Origin of the sequence: Halorubrum depositum, from assembly GCF_007671725.1 — an archaeon.
Lineage (GTDB): Archaea > Halobacteriota > Halobacteria > Halobacteriales > Haloferacaceae > Halorubrum > Halorubrum depositum.
The window spans coordinates 63,647-85,440 of the sequence record NZ_VCNM01000003.1; the positions used below are offsets into that span (position 1 = coordinate 63,647).

The 21,794-nt window shown below is 69.5% G+C and carries 18 protein-coding genes; 7 read left to right on the plus strand and 11 right to left on the minus strand.

The window, feature by feature from the left end; translation table 11 throughout:
• Nucleotides 1-9: 9 nt before the first annotated feature.
• Both FGM06_RS14615 and glmM read right to left on the minus strand, forming a co-directional pair.
• Complete coding sequence (locus FGM06_RS14615; RefSeq protein ID WP_241662597.1) at nt 10-1,227, minus strand: M99 family carboxypeptidase catalytic domain-containing protein; 1,218 nt, start codon at nt 1,225-1,227, stop codon at nt 10-12.
• Between the two features lie 353 nt (nt 1,228-1,580).
• Nucleotides 1,581-2,906 carry a phosphoglucosamine mutase gene (glmM, locus tag FGM06_RS14620; RefSeq protein ID WP_144800012.1) on the minus strand — a complete coding sequence of 442 codons (1,326 nt, stop codon included), beginning with the start codon at nt 2,904-2,906 and terminating at the stop codon, nt 1,581-1,583.
• A gap of 310 nt (nt 2,907-3,216) precedes the next feature.
• On the opposite strand from glmM, the gene FGM06_RS14625 reads away from it, so the two are divergent.
• Together FGM06_RS14625 and FGM06_RS14630 are read left to right on the plus strand one after the other, a co-directional pair.
• Nucleotides 3,217-3,504, plus strand: a complete 288-nt coding sequence (locus tag FGM06_RS14625) for a PadR family transcriptional regulator (RefSeq protein WP_144800013.1) — start codon at nt 3,217-3,219, stop codon at nt 3,502-3,504.
• A gap of 116 nt (nt 3,505-3,620) precedes the next feature.
• Nucleotides 3,621-4,652, plus strand: coding sequence for a rhodanese-like domain-containing protein (locus tag FGM06_RS14630; protein ID WP_144800014.1), 1,032 nt, complete (start codon nt 3,621-3,623; stop codon nt 4,650-4,652).
• 225 nt (nt 4,653-4,877) lie between these two features.
• On the opposite strand, the gene FGM06_RS14635 is transcribed toward FGM06_RS14630, so the two are convergent.
• Nucleotides 4,878-7,580 (minus strand): heavy metal translocating P-type ATPase, encoded by a 2,703-nt coding sequence (locus tag FGM06_RS14635; protein WP_144800015.1) that lies wholly within the window; start codon nt 7,578-7,580, stop codon nt 4,878-4,880.
• A gap of 389 nt (nt 7,581-7,969) precedes the next feature.
• A complete protein-coding gene (locus FGM06_RS14640) occupies nt 7,970-8,569 on the minus strand; it encodes an AsnC family transcriptional regulator (protein ID WP_144800016.1) in 600 nt (199 codons plus the stop codon).
• Between the two features lie 132 nt (nt 8,570-8,701).
• On the opposite strand from FGM06_RS14640, the gene FGM06_RS14645 reads away from it, so the two are divergent.
• On the plus strand, nt 8,702-8,899 hold the full coding sequence (locus FGM06_RS14645; RefSeq protein ID WP_144800017.1) for a CopZ family metallochaperone: 198 nt from the start codon (nt 8,702-8,704) through the stop codon (nt 8,897-8,899).
• 30 nt (nt 8,900-8,929) lie between these two features.
• On the opposite strand, the gene lpdA is transcribed toward FGM06_RS14645, so the two are convergent.
• The 7 genes from lpdA to FGM06_RS14680 form a co-directional block, all read right to left on the minus strand.
• Nucleotides 8,930-10,357, minus strand: a complete 1,428-nt coding sequence (lpdA, locus tag FGM06_RS14650) for a dihydrolipoyl dehydrogenase (protein WP_144800018.1) — start codon at nt 10,355-10,357, stop codon at nt 8,930-8,932.
• The gene (locus FGM06_RS16390; protein WP_144800019.1) at nt 10,357-12,003 is read right to left on the minus strand and encodes a 2-oxo acid dehydrogenase subunit E2; all 1,647 of its coding nucleotides are present in this window, start codon (nt 12,001-12,003) and stop codon (nt 10,357-10,359) included. The genes lpdA and FGM06_RS16390 overlap by 1 nt, the downstream gene beginning before the upstream one ends.
• Nucleotides 12,004-12,051: 48 nt before the next feature.
• A complete protein-coding gene (locus tag FGM06_RS14660; protein ID WP_144800020.1) occupies nt 12,052-13,038 on the minus strand; it encodes an alpha-ketoacid dehydrogenase subunit beta in 987 nt (328 codons plus the stop codon).
• Nucleotides 13,039-14,142, minus strand: coding sequence for a pyruvate dehydrogenase (acetyl-transferring) E1 component subunit alpha (gene pdhA / locus FGM06_RS14665; RefSeq protein WP_144800021.1), 1,104 nt, complete (start codon nt 14,140-14,142; stop codon nt 13,039-13,041).
• A gap of 353 nt (nt 14,143-14,495) precedes the next feature.
• Complete coding sequence (locus tag FGM06_RS14670) at nt 14,496-14,918, minus strand: CopG family transcriptional regulator (protein WP_144800022.1); 423 nt, start codon at nt 14,916-14,918, stop codon at nt 14,496-14,498.
• A gap of 126 nt (nt 14,919-15,044) precedes the next feature.
• Nucleotides 15,045-15,713: an RPA family protein gene (locus FGM06_RS14675; protein ID WP_144800023.1), complete on the minus strand. Its 669-nt coding sequence runs from the start codon at nt 15,711-15,713 to the stop codon at nt 15,045-15,047.
• Complete coding sequence (locus FGM06_RS14680) at nt 15,714-16,640, minus strand: replication factor A (protein ID WP_144800024.1); 927 nt, start codon at nt 16,638-16,640, stop codon at nt 15,714-15,716.
• A gap of 739 nt (nt 16,641-17,379) precedes the next feature.
• On the opposite strand from FGM06_RS14680, the gene FGM06_RS14685 reads away from it, so the two are divergent.
• The 4 genes from FGM06_RS14685 to FGM06_RS14700 all read left to right on the plus strand — a co-directional run bounded on the left by FGM06_RS14685 (nt 17,380) and on the right by FGM06_RS14700 (nt 21,789).
• Nucleotides 17,380-17,682 (plus strand): DUF7091 family protein, encoded by a 303-nt coding sequence (locus tag FGM06_RS14685; protein ID WP_144800025.1) that lies wholly within the window; start codon nt 17,380-17,382, stop codon nt 17,680-17,682.
• Nucleotides 17,683-17,766: 84 nt separating this feature from the next.
• Entirely contained in the window at nt 17,767-18,966 is a 1,200-nt protein-coding gene (locus FGM06_RS14690; RefSeq protein WP_144800026.1) for a hypothetical protein, read from the plus strand.
• A 106-nt stretch (nt 18,967-19,072) separates the two neighbouring features.
• The gene (locus FGM06_RS14695; protein WP_144800027.1) at nt 19,073-20,956 is read left to right on the plus strand and encodes an ABC transporter substrate-binding protein; all 1,884 of its coding nucleotides are present in this window, start codon (nt 19,073-19,075) and stop codon (nt 20,954-20,956) included.
• Nucleotides 20,953-21,789 carry a phosphatase PAP2 family protein gene (locus FGM06_RS14700; RefSeq protein WP_144800028.1) on the plus strand — a complete coding sequence of 279 codons (837 nt, stop codon included), beginning with the start codon at nt 20,953-20,955 and terminating at the stop codon, nt 21,787-21,789. The genes FGM06_RS14695 and FGM06_RS14700 overlap by 4 nt, the downstream gene beginning before the upstream one ends.
• Nucleotides 21,790-21,794: the final 5 nt, after the last annotated feature.

Below are 21,794 nucleotides of genomic sequence, written 5' to 3' on the forward strand. Positions count from 1 at the left end.
AGCGACGGCTCACCCGAACAGGAAGCCGTGCTGCCAGAGCAACGCTTCCGCGGCGGCGGTTCCCCACACCACCTGGTCCTCGATGTAGGTCCCTTTGCGCGTCGTCTCGACGAGGTATCCGGGGAGATGCAGGTCACCGTACACCTTGTGGATGAGGAGCGGTCGCGACCCGTCGAGCGAGTTCCCGCAGTCGAAGTCGTAGTACGACGGGTACTCCGAGAGGTCGACGTAGTGGTCGTCGACCCGGGCGCACGCGTCCACGGCGTTTTCCGGCGTGGCACGAGTCGGGAAGACGGCCTGTCCGACCTTCCCGTCGTGCTTGTAGATCCCGCTCGAACTGTGGAGGTCGACGACGACGTCCGGGTCGTGCGCGACGAGCTCCGACCAGAGCGCTCGGGCCAGTTTACTCTCCGGGGTCGACCCGGTGGGGAACTGTCGGTTCAGGTCTCCGTCCTCTGTGTGCCGGGCGTGCCGTTCGATGGCCCGCCGGTTCGCCTCGGGGACGACGACGAGTTTGCCGCCCGTCGGGCGAAGGCGCGTCATCTCCCCGGCGCTGATGTACCCTTGCGGCTCGTCCCCGTGGACCCCACCGACGACGAACGCCGTCGGACCGGGTTTCCCCGAGTCGATGACGTGCACCGGCGTCTCATCCTTGGTCCCCGGACGGAGCGAGTGGGTGCGGACGCTCCCCTCGTTGACTCTGTCGAGGCGCGTGCGAATCCAGCCCAGGATGTCGGCGTAGTTGCCGTGCTTGTGGTCGCGGAGGAGGCGGACCCGCGGGACGTCAGAGATGCCGTATCGGACGGCCTCGTCGGTCGCAGAGCGCACGAGACCGTCATAACGGTCCTCGTAGGCGCGGTTGGCGATCTTCATCGTGTTTCGGACGCCGCCGAGGCCCATGTACGACTCCAACCGGGCGTGCGTGTACGTCTTGGTCGTATAGTTCCAGTACATGAACTCGAAGAACTCCCAGAAGTTCTCCGGTTCGACCAGCCAGACGCCGTGTGCGGCGCGGGCGGCGCGGGCCTCGCCCTCGTCGTCCCCGACGAGGTACGTGTCGACGGCGTCGGGGCGGTACGAGAGGAACCGAAGTTCGACGTTGAGGAGGCCCGGCCGGACGTACTCGCGAACGATCTTCTCGAGGTTGTGCTGGACGAAGTACTGCGAGGCGTCGGAGAGGAAGTTGACGTACACGGTCAGCGTGGGGTTCGTCTCGTCGGTTCCCATCGTGGGGTAGAGCCGATCAGGGAGATACGGTGCCGTCCCGACCTCGCCCGGGACGAACGCCGCTTCAGCGGATGACGTGGCTGCCGCACCGACCAGAGAGGATCCTATCGTAGCGCCAAGAAAATGACGACGAGTGAGTTGGGTATCCATTATCTTCTGGATCTGATGACGTTCTCGAAACCCAGAATGTTCTCACTTCATATCGACAGCATTCAAGTACTCGTGTGAACTGTGAACGAGAGACTCACGCTCGGTCTCTGCCGTCGACCCGGAGAAAAATCAGCGACGCCGGAGCGCCGATCCGGCGCTTCGACTACCGCCGACGCCGCTGCCGCCCGCGCTTCGACTACCCCCTACGCTTCGACTATCGCCCGGGCCGCCTCGACGCGGTCGATCGCGTCGTCGAACAGCCCGTCCGCGTTCGCCTCGGTCCGCGCCTCTGCCGTGACTCTGACGAGCGGCTGTGTCCCGCTCGCGCGGACGAGGAACCAGCCGTCGTCTGTGGCGACGCGGACGCCGTCGCGGTCGTCGATGTCGTCGTACTCGTCCCGAACGCTCGCTTCGACTCGTTCGAGGACGCGAGCCTTGTCGTTCACCTCGATGCTCTCTCGGCGGAGCGGGTAGGTGTCGGTCGCGGCGACGAGTTCGGACAGCGGCCCGCGCTTCGAGACGAGTTCGACGAGTTTGCACGCCGCGAGCGGACCGTCGGGGCAGGGCGTCTCATCGCCCCAGATCCACGCTCCAGACGGTTCGCCGCCGAAGACGACGGCCGGCTCGGCGCACGCTTCGGCGACGTACACGTCGCCGACGCGCGTTCGAACGACGTCGGCGCCGACAGAGTTGACGGCGTCGTCGACGGCGAGGCTCGTGTTCACCGGGACCGCGATCAGTTCGCCTTCGGCAGCGGCTTCGCGACCGAACAGCGCGAGGAGGGAGTCCCCCTCGACGAACTCCCCGTCGTCGTCGACGGCCATCATCCGGTCGGCGTCGCCGTCGTGCGCGATCCCGAGGTCGGCGTCGGTTTCGGCGACGTGCGTTTCGAGCGCGTGACAGGTCGCCTCCGTCGGCTCGCTCGGCCGCCCCGGGAACCGGCCGTCGCGTTGGCCGTTCAGCGTCGAGACCGTACACCCGAGATCGGTGAGCACGTCCGCCGTGATCCGGCCCGTGCCGTTCCCGACGTCGACGACGACCGAACACGGCTCCGAGAGGTCGACGCTCTCGCGGAGCGCCTCCCGGTGTCGGTCTCCGATAGCGCGCTGTCGCTGGCCGCCGACCTCGTCCCACGCGGCGAGGTCGTAGTCGCCTTGCTCGACCCGTCGGGCGACGGCGTCTCGCTCGTCGGCACCGAAGGCGCGTCCGGATTCGGTCCACAGCTTGAGACCGTTGTCCGACGACGGGTTGTGCGAGGCGGTCACGACGACGCTCGCGTCGGCATCGAACCACCCTGCGGCGCGGGCGACCGTCGGCGTGGGGTGGGTTCCGACGCGGACGACATCTGCTCCGGTCTCTCGAAGGCCCGCCGTGAGCGCCTGTTCGAGCATCGGTCCGCTCTCCCGAACGTCACGTCCAACGACGACCGTGTCGTACCCTTCGCTCCCGAGTGCGCGGCCGACGGAGAGGGCCAGAGACGCTGTAACGTCGTCACCGACCGCTCCACGGACCCCGCTGGTTCCGAACATGGTCTCGACCACGCCCGCGCCGGGCATTACTATGGTATCAGTAACAGAAGAGAGGGAGCGGACTGGCCGCCCCTCAACTGCACCCGCGCGGTGGTGGCCCATACCCAAGCAGACCGACAGTACAGGCCGTCACTTTCCGAGGGAGGACGGAACGAGACGGCCCGTATCGACCCTCGGCCCGTTCCCACATTACTATCCAGTTGGTAGCACGGCCGGCGACGGGAATCCCGATCGTTTCACGGTACTAGGGTCTCTTTAGCGAGACAACGGTCTGGGTGGTTCATGTAGGGAGGCGGAGTGTACCCGACGTATGGACGTACACGAACTGACGGCGATCCAACGTGACTTGCTCTTCGTCGTGAGTGGCATGTCCGACTCGTCGGGAACGGCTATCAAGTCAGAGCTCGAAAGCACCCAAGACCGAACCCTCGTCAAGGGACGGGTGTATACGAACCTAGACGAGCTCGCCGACGACGACCTCATTGACAAGGGGAGCAAGAACGGGCGAGCGAACGAGTACTCGCTGACGGAAGCGGGCCGCGAGGCGGTCCGAAACCGGCGTCGCTGGGAGCAGAGCTACGTGAAACAGACCGCCTGACTCAGCGCTTCCGTCGGCGAAGCGCATAGCCCGCCGAGCCGGGCGAACTGCAGATCTCGGGGGTGAGGGCCTTACTTTGTATATAATAAACACCTGAAGGGCGCAATGCCTCGTTGATGACAGACCGACAGTCCAATCGTAGACGGTTCCTCCACGCGACCGGTGCGGCAGCGCTCGTCGGACTCGCCGGTTGTTCGGGCGGGTCAGAGTCCGAGAACACGACGGCACCCGCCTCGAACAACACGACGACGACCAACCAGTCGTCGACCGACACGCCGGAAAACCAGATCCGCGGCCCTCGCGAGGGCGACGACCTGCCGGAACTCACGGAGCCGTCGAACGGATACCCGCCGGAGTTCGACGCCGTGCCGGAGGAGCGGGACATCGACACGAGCGCCTACGACACGCTGACGCGAGACGTCAACGGCGAGACCGCCGAAGTGCCGCTCGTTCCCGTCGAGGACGCGTACTATTGGTACGCACGTCAGGAGGCGCGCTTCGCCGACGCTCGCAGTGAGACCGGGTACGAAGTCTCGCACATCTTCGGATCGGTCCTCAGTCCCGCACCCGACGGCCGACGGTTGGACCCCACCGCCGACTGGGACAAGTCAGACCGGGTCGTGACGTACTGCCACTGCCCCCACCACCTGTCGTCGCTCCGTGCGGCGTCGCTGCTGGAAGCCGGGTTCGAGAACGTGTACGCCATCGACGAGGGGTACCAGGGATGGCTCGACCGGAACTACCCGCTCGCCGGCTCCGACACGAATCGCGACTACACGGTCCGGACGATCGAGGGGGAGACCAGTCGATTCGACGCCGGCGAGACGGCGTGGGCGTTCCACCCCGAGACCGATCAGGTCGAGGCGACCGAGATCGGATCCGACGGCTCCTACACGCTCGAACTCAAGTTCGTGCAGGTCGAGGAACAGAGCACGATTCAGGTCGAGACGCCGAGTTACGCCATCCAGGCACCGCTGGGCGACCTGACCAGCGGGACGGTCACCGCCGAGAGCGGGTCTCCGGCGACGAAGGAGACGTCCACGAACTCGACGAACTCGACGAACTCGACGACCACCGCGTCGAACGGCACGGTCACCAACTCCACGAACGCGACGGACGATTCGTATTCGTGGCAGTGGAACTTCTAGCGCGTCCGTGAGGACGGGGTCGTACCGACGGGCCTCCCTCCCCGCTCTCCGTCGGAAACGCGGGGCCGCGACGCTCGAATGGCTCCCGGTGGGCCTCCGAGAACCGACGATTCGGTCGAGCCGCGCCGCTGTCGAACGCGCGCTCGGAGCGGTCCGAAAGATGCGGAATGCGGGGCGGGCGGTCGCGGCGGTCGGCGGCGCCTCGAGCGAGAGACGCGACGGCGACTACCGGAACCGACCGAGCAGGCGGTAGTCGCGGTCGGGCTCGTACCGCCGGAACAGCAGGCTGTTCGTCAGCACGCTCACGCTGGAGAGCGCCATCGCCCCCGCGGCCAGCGCGGGCTGGAGCAGGCCGAGCGAGGCGAGCGGGATCATCAGCGTGTTGTAACCGAGCGCCCAGACGAGGTTCTGCTTGATCTTCTGGAGGGTCGCGTCCGAGACGCGGATCGCCTTCACCACGTCGAGCGGGTCGTCGCGCATCAGCGTCACGTCCGCGGCCTCGATCGCCACGTCGGTGCCGCTCCCGATGGCGGTGCCGACGTACGCGACCGCGAGCGCCGGCGCGTCGTTGACGCCGTCGCCGACCATCATCGCCTGTCGGCCCTCGTCCTGAATCGCCTCGACGGCGTCGGACTTGTCCTCCGGCAGGACGCTCGCCCGGACGTTCTCGGGGTCGATACCCACCTGCTCGGCGACGGCGCGGGCGGTGCGCTCGTTGTCGCCGGTGATCATCATCACGTCGATACCGCGGTCGCGGAGGGCCGTCACGGCGTCCGCCGCGCTCTCCTTGACCGTGTCGGCGTCGGCGACGACGCCGATCAGATCGCCGGCGTTCGTGCCAGCGGGCACGCGAGCGACGAGCATCGCCGTCTTCCCCTCGCCTTCGAGCCGCTCCATGGTCTCGACCGCGGGCGAGGCGTCGATCCCCTCGTTGTCTAGCAGCTTGCGGTTGCCGACGAGGACCTCGTCGCCCTCGACCGTCGCGCGGACCCCCTGGCCGGGGACGTTCTCGAACTCGTCCGGCTCGGGGACCTCCAGGCCGCGTTCGCGGGCGCCCTCGACGATGGCGCGGGCGAGGGGGTGTTCGCTGCCGCGCTCGGCGATGGCGGCGAGCCGGAGCACCTCGTCTTCGGCGTCGCGGTCGGCGTCCGGGGCCGCGGAGTCGGCGTCCGGGGCCGGATCCGAGGAGTCGCCGTCGTCGGACTCCAACGGCCGCGCCGCCCCGCCGTCGGTGACGGGCTCCCCGTCGCGGTCGAACGCGACCACGTCGGTCAGCTCCATCTCGCCCTCGGTGAGCGTCCCCGTCTTGTCGAAGACGACGGTGTCGACGTCCTTGGCGCGTTCGAGCACGTCGCCGCCCTTGAACAGGACGCCGTGGCCCGCGCCGATGGTGGTGCCGACCATCGTCGCGGCCGGCGTCGCCAGCCCCAGCGCGCAGGGGCAGGCGATGAGCACGGACGAGGCGAACACGACGATCGCGAACTCGGCGACGGAGACCGCGCCGCCGGCGACCGCGGGGCCGCCCGCGACGAGCCCCCACAGCGGGAGCGCGTTCACGAACCCGGCGAGCGCCTGCGGGAAGAGGTACCAGACGGTCCCCCACAGCAGGGCGTTGACGATGACCGCCGGGACGAAGTACGCGGAGATGCGGTCGGCGAGGTTCTGGATGTCGGGCTGGCGCGACTGCGCCTCCTTGACGGTCCGGACGATCCCCTGCAGGGCGGTGTCGGCGCCGACCTTGGTCGCCTCGACGACGAGCACGCCGTTCTCGTTTATCGTCGAGCCGATCACCTCGTCGCCCTCGCCCTTCTCGACCGGGACGGACTCGCCGGTCACCATCGACTCGTCGACCGCGCTCTGCCCGTCGACGACGACGCCGTCGGTCGGGACCTTCTCGCCCGGTCGGACCTTCATCCGGTCGCCGACCTCGACCTCGTCGACGGGGACCTCCTCCTCGTTCCCCTCCTCGTCGACGAGGGTGGCCCGATCGGCCTCCATCTCTAGGAGCTTCCGGAGCGCCTCGCCGGCCCGGCCCTTCGAGCGGGCCTCGAGGTAGTTGCCGAGCGTGATGAACACGAGGATGAGCGCCGCCGTGTCGAAGTAGAGGCTGCCGGCGACGACCCCGGCGAGGACCGCGACCGAGTAGGCGTACGCGGTCGTGGAGCCGAGCGCGATCAGCACGTCCATGTTGGCGCGCCCGTTCCTCACCAGCGCCTTGTAGGAGTTCTCGTAGAACGGGCGCCCCAAGACGAGTTGGACGGGCGTCGCGAGCAGGAACTGCACCCACCCGACCGAGACGCCGAAGACGGTCTCCGGGAACAGCGCCCCGTCGAGCAGGAGGTGGTCGGCCATGAACAGCAGCAGCGGCGCCGCGAGGGCCGCCCCGAAGAGGGTCAGGCGGAGCTGTTTGCGGATCTCCTCCTCACGGGCCGCGTCGCGGGCGTCCTGCCCGGCGTCGCGCGTTCCCGCGCTCTCGTCGGAGTCGTCGCCGTCGTCGCCGCCGCCCCCCTCCCGAACCGGGGAGTAGCCCGCCGACTCGATCGCGTCGTAGAGGTCGGACCGGGAGGCGTCCGCGGGGTTGTACCGCACCTGCGCCTCGTCGGTCGCGTAGTTCACGTCGGCCTCGATCACGCCCGGCGTCGACTCGAGGGCCTCGGCGTTGGTCTCCGCGCAGTTCGCGCAGGACATGTCCGTGATCGCGACGGTGACGGTCTCGCTGACCGCGCCGTATCCCGCGGACTCGATCGCGTCGAATATCTCGCCGAGCGATACCTCCTCGGGGTCGTACTCGACGGACCCCTCGTCGGTGGCGTAGTTGGCGTTCGCCGAGACCACCCCGTCGAGGTCCGCGAGGGCGTCCTCGATCGTCGCCGAGCAGTTGGCACAGGACATGCCCGTGACGTTCAGATGAGCTGTTCGCGTTGGCATGTCTACTACTACGTGCCCCTCCCTTAGGCGGTTTTCTGCTTCGCGATCGGGGGTTTGGACCGGTCGAAATCTTCGATGCCAAAGGCGCTGTCGCGGGCGGGAGATGCAGAGAGGGGAGATTAAACAGGAAAAACCAGACCGATCGGCGAGGTTGTATGCAAATAGGAGGCGGTGGCGCGCGCCTTCGAGCGCCCGCTGGGCGCGGAGGCGACGCAAGCACCGCAGGGAGTTAGCGAAGCGAACGACTGAGGAGCGCAGCGAGCGTGCGCGCCCCTCACGGCTGGGGCTTTGGAGGTGGTCACCGCAGAGACATCACTCGCGTAAAGCCGATCGGCCGGAGCTTTGGAGGCGTTCGCCGACACTCCGCGGTCGACTGCGTAATCACCCGATTATATCCCTTCCTCCAGCCGCTGGTATCGCTCCCGGAACCGCGACAGGCAGGACGGACAGCAGAAGTGGTAGACGTCGCCGTCGATCCGCGCCGTCTCACCTTCGCTATCAACAGTATTCGAACACTCCGCGCAGGTCAGCGCGAACTCCACGCCCTCGATGGAGGGCGTCCACTCGAACTCGTCGACCAGCGTGACCGCGTACTCCTCGACGGCGACCCCCTCGAACAGCCCCTGCACCCACTCCCGAACGTTCCGCCCCTCGACCCGGCCGTACACGCGGAGGTCGCCCTCGGCCGTGACGAACACGTGCTCGACGGCGTCGGCGTCCCGCGTCCGGTCCCGCGCCGCGCCGAGCGCCTCCGGGCGGCTCGGCGGCAGTTCCACGTCGACCAGCACGGGGACGCCCGCTCGGAGCTTGGTGCGGTCGACGTCGACCGTGAACCCCTCGATGACGCCGGTCTCCTCCAGTCGGGTGACGCGGTCGGAGACCGCCGGCCCCGACAGCTCCACGCGCTCGCCGATCTCGCTGAACGGGCGCCGGGCGTCTTCGGCCAGCAGCGACAGGATCTCCAGGTCCGTCTCGTCGAGGTCGCGCATGCCCCACACGACGACCTCGCGACACAAGACCGTTGCCCCGTTCAGCTTCGGATTCCAAAGTCGAACGGTCGATTCAGCCCCAGTCGAGAAGCGACAAGCGAAAAACGTCCCCCACACGTACGATCGGGTGCCATGAGCCGAACGCTCACCGTCGAGGGGATGTCGTGTGACCACTGCGAGCAGAGCGTCGAGGAGGCATTAGAGGGCGTCGCGGGCGTCGAGCGCGCGACCGCCGACCGCGAGAGCGAGTCCGCGACCGTCGAGGGCGACGCCGACCCGGACGCGCTCGTGGCCGCGGTGGACGAAGCGGGCTACGACGCGTCCGCGTAGGGAAACCGAGCGAGCGCGAGCGACGAGCGGCTACCGGTTCAGCGTGTGGATCGCCTGCCCGCGGGCGTTCTCCGCGGCCTCCATCACCGCCTCCGCGAGCGTGGGGTGCGTGTGGACCGTCGCCGCCACGTCCTCCAGCGTCGCGCCCATCTCGATCGCGAGCGCGATCTCGGCGACCAGCTCGGAGGCCTCCGGCCCGACGATCTGCCCGCCGAGCACGAAGCCGGTCTCCTCGTCGGCGACGAGCCGGACGAACCCCTCGGTGTGGCCCGTCGTCATCGCGCGGCCGGAGGCGTTGAACGGCATCTCGCCGACGACCGGGTCGAACCCCTCCGCCTCGGCCTCCGCCTCGGTCAGCCCCACCGTCCCGATCTCGGGGTCGGTGAAGACGGCCGCGGGGATCGCCTGCTGGTCGAGCGCCGCGGGCTCGCCCGCGATCACCTCGGCGGCGACGATCCCCTCGTTCGAGGCCGCGTGCGCGAGCATCGGCTCACCGGCGACGTCGCCGACGGCGTGAATGTGCTCGACCGCGGTGCGGGTTCGGTCGTCCGTCTCGATGAAGCCGCGGTCGTCCGTCTCGATCCCGGCGTTCTCCGGATCGAGCCCGTCCGTGACCGGCTGGCGGCCGACCGCGACGAGGATTTTATCGACGCCGTACGTCGACTCCTCGCCGTCCTCGGTCTCGGTGTGGAGGAGGTAGCCGCCGTCGGCGGCCTCGGACCACTCGCTCGCGCCCTCGCCGAAGTGGAACTCCACGCCGAGCTCCTCGGCGCGCTTGCGGACGATCCGCTTCACGTCGTCCTCGTACGGCTGGAGGATGTCGTCGAGCATCTCGACGACGGTCACCTCGGCGCCGAGCTTGGCGTACGTCGTCGCCAGCTCCATCCCGATGTAGCCGCCGCCGACGATCCCGATCCGGTCCGGGACCGTGTCGGCGTCGAGCGCCTCGGCGGAGCTCCAGACGTGGTCCTCGGCGAAGTCGAAGCCGGGGATCTGGATCGGGCGGGAGCCCGTGGCGACGACCGCGTGTTCGAACTCGATCGACTCGGAGCCCTGCCCCTCGCCGCCGTGGGCGACGCGAGCGGTGTGCTCGTCGACGAAGGAGGCGGTCCCGGGGACGAGGTTGACGCCGTTCGCCTTACAGAGCTTCTCGACGCCGCTGGTCAACTGGTCGACCACGCCGTCCTTCCACTCGACCATCTTCCCCATGTCGACGGCGGGGTCGGCGTGAACGCCCATGAACTCGGCGTTGCCCGCCTCGTGGGCGAGCCCGCTCCCCGTGATCAGCGCCTTCGAGGGGATGCAGCCGCGGTTCAGACAGGCGCCGCCGTAGGCGTCCCGCTCGACGAGGGTCGTGTCGAGCCCCTCCTGTGCGGCGCGGATGGCGGCGACGTAGCCGCCCGGTCCGCCGCCGATCACCAGTACCTCCGTTCCGGTTGCGATGTCTCCGACGACCATTATCGAGTCAACAGTAGCAGCGGGTGTTCAAGGTGTTCCATTACGGTGTTCGCGAATCGGGCGGCGACCGCGCCGTCGACGACGCGGTGGTCGATCGACAGCGACAGCGGGAGGGTCGGCGCCGGGACGACCTCGCCGTCTCGGACGACGGGGCGCTCCTCGATGGCGCCGAGGCCCATGATGGCCGTCTCGGGGTAGTTGATGATCGGCGTGGCGAACTCCCCGCCGATGGCGCCGAAGTTGGTGACGGTGAACGTGCTCCCCTTCATCTCGGCCGGCTTGAGCGACCGGTCCCGGGCGCGCGTCGCGAGGTCGCGCACCTCCGCGGCCAGCTCGAAGAGCCCCTTCTCGTCGACGTCGTCGACGACGGGCACCATCAGCCCGGCGTCGGTCGCGACCGCGATCCCGAGGTTGTACTCCTTCCTCAGCACGATCTCCTCGTCGTCCTCGCGCAGCTCGCTGTTGAGGTACGGGTGCTCTTTCAGCCCCGCGACGATCGCCTTCATCACGAACGGCATGTAGGTGAGGTTCACCCCCCGCTCCTCGGCCCTCGGCTTCAGCTCCTCGCGCGCCTCGACGAGGGCGTCGACCTCGGCGGTGTCGTGGTGGGTGACGTGCGGAGCGGTGAACTTCGACCGCTCCATCTGCTTCCCGATGGTGCGGCGCACCCCGCGGTAGGGGACGGTCTCGTCGCCGGCGGTCGTCTCCCCGCCGGCGGCAGACGCGCTCGCCGTCGACGTGTCACCAGCGGTCGCGTCGGCGGTCGCGGCCGCCGTCTCGTCCACGTCGACCGGCTCCGGTTCGGGCGCCGACTCGGCCGTCGCCGACTCCAGCGCGTCCGCGTACGCCCGCACGTCCTCGTCCGTGACGAACGCCTCGCCGTCGCGGGTCTCGTCGGTCGGCACGTCGTCGATGTCGACGCCGAGGTCGCGGGCGAGCTTCCGCGTCGCCGGCGTCGCGAGCGTCGTGTCGCGGCCGGCCGGTTCGGGCGACGACCCCGAATCGATGGTCGGCGAGGGCTCTGCGGCACCGTCGTCGCCGCGCGCGTCCACGACCGACTGCCGGTCGTCGAAGTCGACGTCGGCCGGGGTCGGCGCGGGCGACTCGTCGGATTCGGCGTCGCCCGCGTCGGCGGCTCCGGCGTCTCCGTTCGCGTGCGCCCGCACGTCGGCCTCGGTGACGCGACCGCCGGGACCGCTCCCGTCGACGGCCGCGACGTCGACGCCGAGCTCGCGAGCGAGCCGCCGGGCCGACGGCGGTGCGAAGGTTCGGCCGGACGAGGTCGCCGGCTCCGACTCGGCGGCGTCGTCCGACTCGGCCGATTCCGGTTCGCCCGCGTCGGGACTCGTCTCGTCGACGTCCCCTTCGTCGGCGGAGCCGGAGTCGTCCGCCTCCGCCCCGTCCTCGTCGACGCGGAACGAGATGATCACGTCGCCGACCGGGACCATCTCCCCCTCCTCGACGAACAGCTCTTCGACGGTCCCGTCGTAGCTCGACGGGACCTCGACGAGCGCCTTGTCGGTCTCGACCTCCGCGACCGGCTGGTCCTCCTCGACGCGGTCGCCGGGCGCAACGAGCCACGAGACCAGCTCGCCCTCCGCGACGCCCTCGCCGACGTCCGGCAGCCTGAACTCCTCGACGGTCATGCCTCGACCTCCGCGACTGTCATGGGGTGGATCTCCGCGGGAGCCATCTTAAAACTCGACCGCCTCCAGGATTCCATCTTCGATGCGCGCCGCGGTCGGGAGGTAGTAGTCCTCCAGCGCGTACAGCGGGTACGGCACGTCGAAGCCGGTGACGCGCTTCACGGGCGCCTCCTGGTACAGCAGCGCCTCCTCCTGGATGATCGCCGTGATCTCCCCGGCGAGCCCGCCCGTCTTCGGCGCCTCGTGGACGACGACCGCGCGACCGGTGCGCTCGAAGGCGTCGACGATCGCCTCGCGGTCGAGCGGGGAGACGGTGCGGAGGTCGACGACCTCGCACTCGATCCCCTCCTCGGCGAGGTTCTCCGCGGCCTCCAGCGTCGGGCGCGTCATGGCGCCGTAGGTGAACACGGCCACGTCGTCGCCCTCGCGGCGGGTCGCGGCCTCGCCGATCGGGACCGTATACGGCTCCTCGGGGACCTCCTCGCGGAAGGCTCGGTAGATGAGCTTCGGTTCGAGGAAGATCACCGGGTCGGGGTCGCGGATCGACGCCGCGAGGAGGCCCTTCGCGTCGTACGGCGTCGAGGGGATGACGACCTTGAGGCCGGCCTCGTGCGCGTAGAACGCCTCCTTCGACTCGGAGTGGTGCTCGGGCGCGCGGATCCCCCCGCCGTAGGGGGCGCGCAGCGTCATGGGGAGCGAAAAGCGGCTCCGGCTCCGGGCGCGGAACCGGGCCATGTGGGAGACGATCTGGTCGAAGCCGGGGTACATGAACCCGGAGAACTGGATCTCGGGAACGGGGCGGAGCCCCATCGCGGCCATGCCGACCGCGGCGCCGACGATGCCGGACTCCGCCAGCGGGGTGTCGACGACGCGGTCGCCGCCGAACTCGTCGTAGAGCCCCTCTGTCGCCCGGAAGACGCCGCCGTTCTTCCCGACGTCCTGGCCGAGCACGAGGACGTCGTCGTCCTCGCGCATCTCGCTGTACAACCCGTCACGTACCGCCTGTACGACGGTGAGGTTCTGTGTATCGCTCATTTACTCCTCCAGGAACGCCTCGTCGCCGCGCGTCTCGCGGAGCGCGGCGAACTCCTCGCGCTGCCGCCGTAGCTCGGGCGGGATCTCCGCGTACGCGTGTTCGAACAGCTCGCTCGGCTCCGGCCGCGCGACCGCCTCCGCCGCGTCGATCGCGTCGGCGACCCGCTCCTCGACCGCGGTCTCGATCTCCGCGACCCGCTCGTCGTCGAGGACCCCCTCCGAGCGGAGGTAGGTCTCCAGCCGCGGGATCGGGTCCTTCGCCTTCCAGCGCTCGACCTCGTCGTCGTCGCGGTAGACGGTGGGGTCGTCGGCGGTCGTGTGCGCGCCGAACCGGTACTGTATCGCCTCGATCAGCGTCGGGCGCGGCCGGTCGGGCTCCGGGTCGCGCGCCTTCTCAAGGGCGGCCGCCGTGACGGCGTACACCGCGAGCGGGTCCATCCCGTCGACCTGCACCCCGTCGATCCCGTACGCCTCGGCCTTCTGGGCCAGCGTCGCGCTCCGGGTTTGCCGCTCGCGGGGCACGGAGATCGCCCACTGGTTGTTGTTACAGAAGAAGACGGTCGGCGTGTCGAAGACGCCGGCGAAGTTGACCCCCTCGTGGAAGTCGCCCTCGCTCGTCGCGCCGTCGCCGAAGTAACAGAGGAACGCCTCGTCGGTGCCGCGGAGCTTCGCGGCCCACGACGCCCCCGTGGCGTGCGGCACCTGCGAGGCGATGGGGACGGCGACCGGGAAGACGTTGACGTCCTCGGGCGCCTTGTTGCCGGCCTCGTGACCCATCCAGTAGAGGAGCGTCTGTTTCAGCGGGAGCCCGTGGACCAGCGCCGCGCCGTGCTCGCGGTACGAGGGGACCATCCAGTCGCCCTCGGCGAGCGCCGTCGCGGAGCCGATCTGCGCGCCTTCCTGTCCCGACAGCGGCGGGTACGTCCCCATCCGCCCCTGCCGCTGGAGGCTCACCGCGCGGCCGTCGAAGTGTCGGACGAGCCGCATGTGCCGGTACATGTCGACGAGCTCCTCGTCACCGAGGTCGGGGACGTCGCCGACGACCTCGCCGTCCTCGTCGAGCACGCGGACCGGATCGTCGTACGCCCTGTCGAATACGCTCACGGTCGGACCCACCTGTTCATGCCCGAACGGTTCGGCGCCCGGGTAATATCGTTTTCGTAAATAGTTTATTATAATCAGAAATCAGTGGGGACGCTGAGAAACTGTCCATCAGATTCGGGGAGAACCGGACGTTTTCGAACAACTCGCGCCGAGTCCGGCAATATTTTCGCCAACTCGGCGGTTTCCGCGAACAGTAACGGACAAACGGGAAGGTTTCCCGAGCATCGAATCCGCGGCGGAGGCGGAGTCGCGGCTCGACGGGAGGTGGAGTCGCGGCTCGGCGGAACAGATCGGGGAGAGTCGCGGCTCGGCGGAACAGATCGGGACGGAACCGCGGCCGTCGAGGCGTGCGATTACCCAAGCCGGAAGGAGGGCTCGTCGCGCTCGCCGCGGTCGTCGCGCTCGTCGTCGAGGTCCTCTAACTGGATCACGTCCTCCTCGTCGTCGTCGAGCTGCTCGCGGAGGTGATTGACGTACCGCTTGTACTCGTCCAGCTGCTCGCGGAGGTGGTCGGCCTCCAGCTCCAGCCGCTCGTGCTCGCGGATGAAGCTCTTCGGGACCTCGACGCGCGGGGGGAACGACTCGCCCGGCTCGCCCATGCTCTCGAGCTCCGCCTCCGGGACGGCGCGGACCTGTCCGTCGTGGGCAACGAGCGTGTCCACGTAGTCCCGGAACACCGCCGACAGCGAGATGTCCCGCTCCTCGGCGATGTCGCGGAGCGCCTCGAACGCGTCCTCGTTGACGCGGAACGAGATCGTCTTGTTCTTGTTGCCCATTACCGGAACGGTGGTCGGGCTATCCACTTAAGCGTTTGTCAGACGGTGGCAGACGAAGGGGGAATACCGAGTGTTTCGGGCGTGAGACGCCCGATCTAGACGAGGGTCGGTCGCCGTCGCCGCCGCTCAGGGCTCCGGCGTCCCGGCCGGATCCGTCGCGTCACCGGCGGCGTCGCCGTCGGCAAGGTCCTCGTCCGCGGCGTCGCCGGCGAGCTCGTCGCCGTCGCCCTCGTCGAGGTCCTCCAGCGCCGACAGCGCGGCGGCCTTGTACGTCTCGGGGTCGAGGTCGTACTCCTCACGGGCCATCCGCGCGTACTCGTTCCCGTCGTCGTCGAACGCGGCGACGCGCTCGATCGTCCGAGTGGCCGTCTCGGCGACCCAGCGGTCGCGGGTGGCGGCGTCGACCTCGGTGATCGACTCGGGGCGGACGGAGACCCGGACGGTGCCGTCGTCGGTCTCGTACGTCCGGGGCTTCCCCACGACTGCGACGTAGGCGGGCGGCTCCAGGTCGCGGAGCTTGGAGGCGGCCTCGGGCTGGTACTGGCCGGCGTACACGAAGAACGTGCCCGTCGGGTCGACGATGCGGCCGCGCCAGTACTCGCTGTCCTCGCCGACGTCCTCCTTCTCCGTGAGGGTGCCGACGAAGAACACGCGGTTCGAGGACTCGCCCGTCGGTAACAGCGCGTAGACGGGGGCGCGCTCGTCGTCGGACTCGGTGAACGTGTAGCCGGCGTCGTTGAACTCGCTCGCGAACACGCGCCGGGCGACCTCTCGGGTGGGTGCGGATTGACTCATTTAAATCGACCTCGCTTCGATCAGCGCGCTTTCAACGTCGACGGCGCCGGGGTCTTCCATCTCGTCGACCAGGACGTACCGGCCGAAGGTGGGCCCGGTGACGCGGTAGTAGCGCCCGAGCACGTCGTCGGCCATCTCCTCGGCGACGACGGTGGTGTCGAGCGCGTCCATCGCCATGTCCTTGGCCTCTTCGAGGCCCATCCCGGTGAGCTCCTCGGTGGCCTCGCGGTCGAAGATGACCTCGGTGACGGTCTCGCCGTCGTCGAGGACGCCCTTGATCCGGAGGTCGAACTCGCCCTCGACCTGACCGTGCTCGGAGCAGCGCCCGTTCTGGAGGACGCGCGTGCAGTCGTCCTCGGGGCAGCGCTTGATCAGCCCGGAGCCGGACTGGATGTCCACGAGGGCGCCCTCGACGGTGTCGGCGTTGTCGCCGACCTCGATCTCCTCGTCGATCTCGGTGATGCCGGTGGTCCGGTTGAGCTTCACCGAGTAGCTGCCCTCGTACTCGTCGGTGACGACGTTCGAGAGCTCGTACGCCTGCCCCTCCGTCAGCTCGGGGAGATCGGAGGTCTCGAAGGCGACGAACTTGATCGTGCCCGACTCGTCGCCGAGGAGGCCCACCTGCGAGATCGAGTCGCTGCGGGGCTCCCAGAGGTCGACGAGCTTCACGCGTAAGTCGACCCACTGCTCGTCCTCGTCGATCTCGTCGACCAAGACGGACTCGCTGCCGCCGCGGCCGAGCTCGTCGCGCTCCATCCCGGCGTCTTCGAGGTAGCTGTTGGTGACGCTCCGGCGCGCCTCCTCAAGGGGGACGCGGTACTCGTTGACGAGGTTCTCCAGCCGCTCCTCGACCTCGTCGGCGTCCACGTCTAGGTGGTCCGAGAACTGTTCCGCTATCGCTTCCGCTTCCTGTCGCAGTTCGCTCATGGGGTGTCTCCGCCTCCGGTCGTGTTTCAATGGGAGGCGTACGACGGTTGGTTCCTCACGGTATTAAAAATCCCGCAACCGCGGTGAAAGTGGTCGTCTCCGACGTGCTGACGGGCCTCTTCCGGCGGTTTGTCCGCATCTACATCCGCCCGCGTCAGACGACCGTCAGCCGTGCGCGGGCGCCGTTTCAAGTGGAACGATACCGCGTGAAGCGTCCGCACGTGTCGAGGTCGGATTCCGTTGGGAACCCGTCACGGATCGACACAACAGCGTCTATTCAAATAGCCACGGCTGACTGCGGCGCTCATTTATAAATAAACGAGGCAGTGGCGCGCCGGTGAGCGCCCGTGAGGGCGCGAACCGAGCGCGAGGGAGTCAGTCGCCGGAGCGAAGCGACGGCGACTGACGAGGCTGGGGAGGCGTGAGGCTGCGGTGCGGTTGCGGGGCGGGGCTCAAAGGGGCAGTCGCGAGGCGGGCGCAGGTGACGCAAGGACCGCAGGGAACGAGCGGAGCGAGTGACCGAGGACCGCAGCGAACGTGCGCCCGCCTCGCGACTGGGGCTTTGGAGGCCGTCACCGCCGGTCGGTTATCGACCGCGTATAACCGATCAGGTGGGCCGTCTACGGAGCCTACCGCGACGGCGACGAGTGACGAACCCCTCACGACGGGTCCGCCGCCCGCGGACCGAGTAACCCCGTATCGCCAACGGACCTATATTCCGCGCGCCGGTACGGCCCCCATGGACGACCGACTCGAACGCGTCATCCGCCAGCAGCTCCGCAAGGCGGGCAAGCAGTTCGAGGAGGCGAAGCGGGCGTACTCCGAGGGGAGGGACGACCCCGACGGCGACGCCAGCGGGGCGGAGCGGTACGACCTCCCGACCGACGGGGACGGGCGCGCCCGGATCGTCTGCCGGCGGCACGCGGAGCGGCGGTCGGTCGCGGTCGACGCCGAGGGACGCCCCTCGTGTTTCGACGCCGACCACCCCGACTGCGAGGGCTGCGCCGAAGACGTGCGCGACGGGTTCGTGGAGACCTGGTGAGGCCGGTCGCGGCCGGTGCGGGGGAGCACGAACCGCGCCGGCCCCACCCGAAGGCGTTTTTAGACGGGTCCCCTCGGGCCGGGCATGAAGCGGACGACGGTCGTCGTCGGGCTCCTCGTCGTGGTCGCGGTCGGGCTGGCGCTATCCGGCGTCTTCGGCGTCTTCTCCGGGCCGCCCGCGGAGGAGCCGGCGGCGACGGTCCCCGAGGAGTCGCTCATCGCGGTCGACGGCGACTACCGGCTGTGGCCGTACACGAGCCGGAGCCCGTCCGTCTCGGGGCGGACGCTCGCGATCAACGTCCTGTTCCACGCCGACGCGGAGACGACGCGCGCGGCGATCGAGGGGGGACCAGAGACCGACTGGGAGGAGACCGAGGGCGTCGAGTCGGAGACGACCGCCGACACCGAGCGGGTGCGGGAGTTCGTCGAGCGCGACTGGGCCGACGCGCGCAGCTCGACGCGGTACAGCTACGTCGAGGGGCCCGACGGCGGGGTCTGGCTGACGGAGACGTTCGAGCTCCACGACGGGGCGTATCTCGGCGTGCGCGACCACGTCCGCGCGTACGAGTCCCCCGACGGGGAGTACACCGCGATACAGGCCCACGAGGAGTACTACGACTGGTTCCGGCTCCGCCACACGGTTCCCGGGATCGACGACCCGGCGGTCCGGCTGGAGGACGAGTTCATCCACGGCGAGGTCGACGCCGAGGTGCGCCGCGAGTACCGCGGGATCGAAGGCGGCTGGAGCGACGGCTGGGTCTCGGTGATCGAGCTGGCGTCGCTCGTGACCGTCGCCGGCGCCCTGCTCCGGCGCCGGACCCGGGCGGCCGCCGTCGATCTGGCGCGGCGGAGCCGCCGAGAGGCGGCGAGACACGCCGACGCCGCGGTGCTCGGGGTCGCGCTCGCCGCCGTCGTCGTCGGCGTTCGGACCGGCGGAGTCGCGCTGGAGCTCTCGTATCCGAGCCTTCCGCCGAAGGCGATCGCCGGCCCGCTGTACCTCGTCCTCGCCGTCGGCCTGCCGGGGCTCGTCGTCGCCCGGTCGCGCGAGTGCGATCCGGCGGCGGCCGCGCTCGGCGGCGTCGTCGGACTCGGGGCGGGGTTCGTCCTCGACTTCGCCGCGCTCGGCGTCGCGGTGCCGCCCGCCCTCATCGTTCACCGAATGGCGCTGCTCGCGGCGCTCGGCGTGGTCGCGATCGGACGTGCGGCGGACGACCGCCCCGTTCTCGCCGCGGGGCTCCTCGCGTGGGCGGTCGGGCTGGCGCTCCCGCTCGCGGACGTGATCTGAGGCGATCGGAGCCGGAATCGGGGTCGAGACCCCCGGTCGACCGGACGGTGCGGCGCGAGGCCACCACAGAAGAGATATACATCGGCGCCGAAACAGCAAGGGACGAATGAACGGGCACGTCAGCCGGCGGGAGGCGCTCGCGGGGATCGGTCTGGGGGCCCTGAGCGCCGGCTGTCTCGGTCGGACCCGTAACCTCGCGGGCCGCAACAGGCCCGGGCAGCTCACGCTGCAGATCGACTCGGCGCCGGCCGACAGGGATCCGAACGCGATCCGGATCGCGAGGCACCTCGCCGAGAACCTGAACGCCGTGGGGATCGACGCCCGGATCAACACCCTGAGCCGGACCGACCTCTGGCGGAAGGTGCTCATCAACCAGGACTTCGACGTCTACGTCGGCCAGTTCCTGGAGTCGGACCCGTTCGACCCGGACGCGATGTACGCGTTCGCCCACTCGCAGTTCGTCGCCGAGGCCGGCCGCCAGAACCCGTTCGGATTCGCCGACGTCAACGGCGTCGACGAACAGCTCGAACGCCAGCGGCGGGTGACGGAAGAGCGGCCCGAGGTCGTGGCCGAGCTCCAGCGCTCGCTGTGCGAGCTGCAGCCGTTCACCGTCGTCGCGTTTCCCGACCCCCTCACCGCGGTCCGCGAGGAGCGGTTCTCGGGGTGGACGAACCGACAGCCGCTTTCGGTCGGCGCCCTGCTGGACCTGGAGTACGCGGGGGCGACCGACGGGTCGGCGGCGACGAACGCGACCGCGGACGACGGCGAGGCGGGGGCCACCGAGAACGCCACCGCGGACGGGGAGACCGCCGACGGCGACGCCACGCTCCGGCTCGTCACGACGGACGACCAGATCACGGAGAACTGGAACCCGATCGCGGCCGAGTACCGGCGCGAGGGGACGTTCACGGCGCTGTTGTACGACCAACTCGCGCTCGTCGACCACGGAGAGGCCATCCCGTGGCTCGCGTCGGGGTGGGAACGGACCGACGACGAGACGCTCGTCGTCGACCTCCGAGACGCCCGGTGGCACGACGGCGAACCGGTGACCGCGGGCGACGTGGCGTTCACCTACGAGTTCCTCCGCGACACCTCGTTGGGATCCCTCGATACGGAGGTACCGACGCCGCGGTTCCGCGGCCGGAGCTCCGTCGTCCGGTCGGCGAGCGTCGTCGGCGACGGGCGGGTCGAGCTCGCGCTCGACGGCGTGAACGACGCGGTCGCGGTCCGGGCGCTGCAGGTCCCGATCCTCCCGGAACACGTCTGGTCGGAGCGGACCGACGTCGCGACGATCGCCGGCTTCGAGTTCGACGTGGAGACGACCGAGGCGGTGGTGTCGAACAACGAGGACCCGGTCGGGAGCGGTCCGATACGGTTCGTCGAGGCGACGGCGGAGGAGTCGGTCGTCTTCGATCGGAACCCGGACCACTTCCTCGCCCGCGCGGACTCGACGGAGGGGGGGACCGACCCCGCGGCGGAGGTCCCGGAGCGGTTCCGCGGGAAGCCGGCCTTCGATCGGCTGCGGATCGAGGTGTCGCCCTCGGACATCGCCGCGGTGGCGGCGGTCGGCGACGGGCTCGCGGACGCGACGGTCTCGAACCTCGGTCCGGACGCGGTGCCTCGGATCGGACGCCAGGCCGACACGCGTCTCGTGACCGGGCGCTCGGGCGGGTTCTACCACGTCGGGTACAACGCGCGGCGGGCGCCGCTGTCGAACCCGCGCTTCCGGGCCGTGCTCGCCTCGCTGATCGACAAGGAGACGCTCGTCCGCGAGGCGTTCAGCGGGTACGCCGAGCCGGCGGCGTCGCCGCTGGCGGCCTCGCCCGAGTGGGTGCCACCGGACCTGGAGTGGGACGACCGGGAGACGGACCCGGTGTACCCGTTCGTCGGGGAGTCGGGATCGCTCGACGACGACGAGGCGAAGGAGCTGTTCCGCGACGCGGGGTATCGGTTCGACGAGGAGGGACGGCTGCTGTCGCGGGGAGAATGAACTGGCTCCTGTCGGTCCTCGGCTCGCTCGTCCTGTGGGTCGGCGGGGGGACGCTCGTCGCCGCGGCGGTGATAATCGGCCCGCGTCGGCTTCGGGGGCTCCGCGCCGACGCCGCCTCGCGCCTGCGAGACGCGCGGCGGGAACTCGCCGCGCTCGGCGCGGTCCTGCTCGCGAGCGCGGTCGGCCGGGGGTCGCTCCAGACGGTCTCGGAGCTGTTCGGTCTGCGGTTGACGGGCCTGATCTACGCGGTCGAGGGCGACTTCATCGAGTGGATACAGCAGACGTACGCCACGCCCGAGCTGACGATGTACTTCTCGTCGGTGTACGTGTACGGGTACGCGTTCCTGCTCTCGTTCCCCATCCTCGCGTACCTGGCGCTCCCGCGGACGAGGACGCTGCGGCGGCTGCTCGTCGCGTACGCGCTCAACTACTCGATCGGGCTCGCGATATACACGGTCGTGTTCGCGCACGGACCGCGGAACCTGGACGTCGGGCGGTCCCTGCTTTTCACGTACAACCCCGAGTTCACGGCGCTGACGAGCGAGGTGAACGAGGCCGCGAACGTCTTCCCCTCGCTGCACACGTCGCTGTCGGTGACCGTCGCGGCGTTCGCCGTCCTGACGCGCGATGAGTACCCGCGGTGGACGCCGGTCGCGCTGTGGATCTCGACGTCGGTGGTGATCGCGACGATGTACCTCGGGATCCACTGGCTCACCGACGTGATCGGCGGGATCGCGCTCGCGCTCGGCGCCGTCTACCTCTCGTGCCGGCTCGTCGACGAGGAGGAAGAGAGCGAGGGCAGAACCGACGGCGACGCCACGGTCGGGACCTAGCCGGC

Coding starts and splice junctions, on each gene's coding strand:
- FGM06_RS14615 (WP_241662597.1), bottom strand. CDS start 1,227: ATGGGAACCGACGAGACGAACCCCACGCTGACCGTGTACGTCAACTTC.
- glmM (WP_144800012.1), bottom strand. CDS start 2,906: ATGTTCGGAACCAGCGGGGTCCGTGGAGCGGTCGGTGACGACGTTACA.
- FGM06_RS14625 (WP_144800013.1), top strand. CDS start 3,217: ATGGACGTACACGAACTGACGGCGATCCAACGTGACTTGCTCTTCGTC.
- FGM06_RS14630 (WP_144800014.1), top strand. CDS start 3,621: ATGACAGACCGACAGTCCAATCGTAGACGGTTCCTCCACGCGACCGGT.
- FGM06_RS14635 (WP_144800015.1), bottom strand. CDS start 7,580: ATGCCAACGCGAACAGCTCATCTGAACGTCACGGGCATGTCCTGTGCC.
- FGM06_RS14640 (WP_144800016.1), bottom strand. CDS start 8,569: ATGCGCGACCTCGACGAGACGGACCTGGAGATCCTGTCGCTGCTGGCC.
- FGM06_RS14645 (WP_144800017.1), top strand. CDS start 8,702: ATGAGCCGAACGCTCACCGTCGAGGGGATGTCGTGTGACCACTGCGAG.
- lpdA (WP_144800018.1), bottom strand. CDS start 10,357: ATGGTCGTCGGAGACATCGCAACCGGAACGGAGGTACTGGTGATCGGC.
- FGM06_RS16390 (WP_144800019.1), bottom strand. CDS start 12,003: ATGACCGTCGAGGAGTTCAGGCTGCCGGACGTCGGCGAGGGCGTCGCG.
- FGM06_RS14660 (WP_144800020.1), bottom strand. CDS start 13,038: ATGAGCGATACACAGAACCTCACCGTCGTACAGGCGGTACGTGACGGG.
- FGM06_RS14670 (WP_144800022.1), bottom strand. CDS start 14,918: ATGGGCAACAAGAACAAGACGATCTCGTTCCGCGTCAACGAGGACGCG.
- FGM06_RS14675 (WP_144800023.1), bottom strand. CDS start 15,713: ATGAGTCAATCCGCACCCACCCGAGAGGTCGCCCGGCGCGTGTTCGCG.
- FGM06_RS14680 (WP_144800024.1), bottom strand. CDS start 16,640: ATGAGCGAACTGCGACAGGAAGCGGAAGCGATAGCGGAACAGTTCTCG.
- FGM06_RS14685 (WP_144800025.1), top strand. CDS start 17,380: ATGGACGACCGACTCGAACGCGTCATCCGCCAGCAGCTCCGCAAGGCG.
- FGM06_RS14690 (WP_144800026.1), top strand. CDS start 17,767: ATGAAGCGGACGACGGTCGTCGTCGGGCTCCTCGTCGTGGTCGCGGTC.
- FGM06_RS14695 (WP_144800027.1), top strand. CDS start 19,073: ATGAACGGGCACGTCAGCCGGCGGGAGGCGCTCGCGGGGATCGGTCTG.
- FGM06_RS14700 (WP_144800028.1), top strand. CDS start 20,953: ATGAACTGGCTCCTGTCGGTCCTCGGCTCGCTCGTCCTGTGGGTCGGC.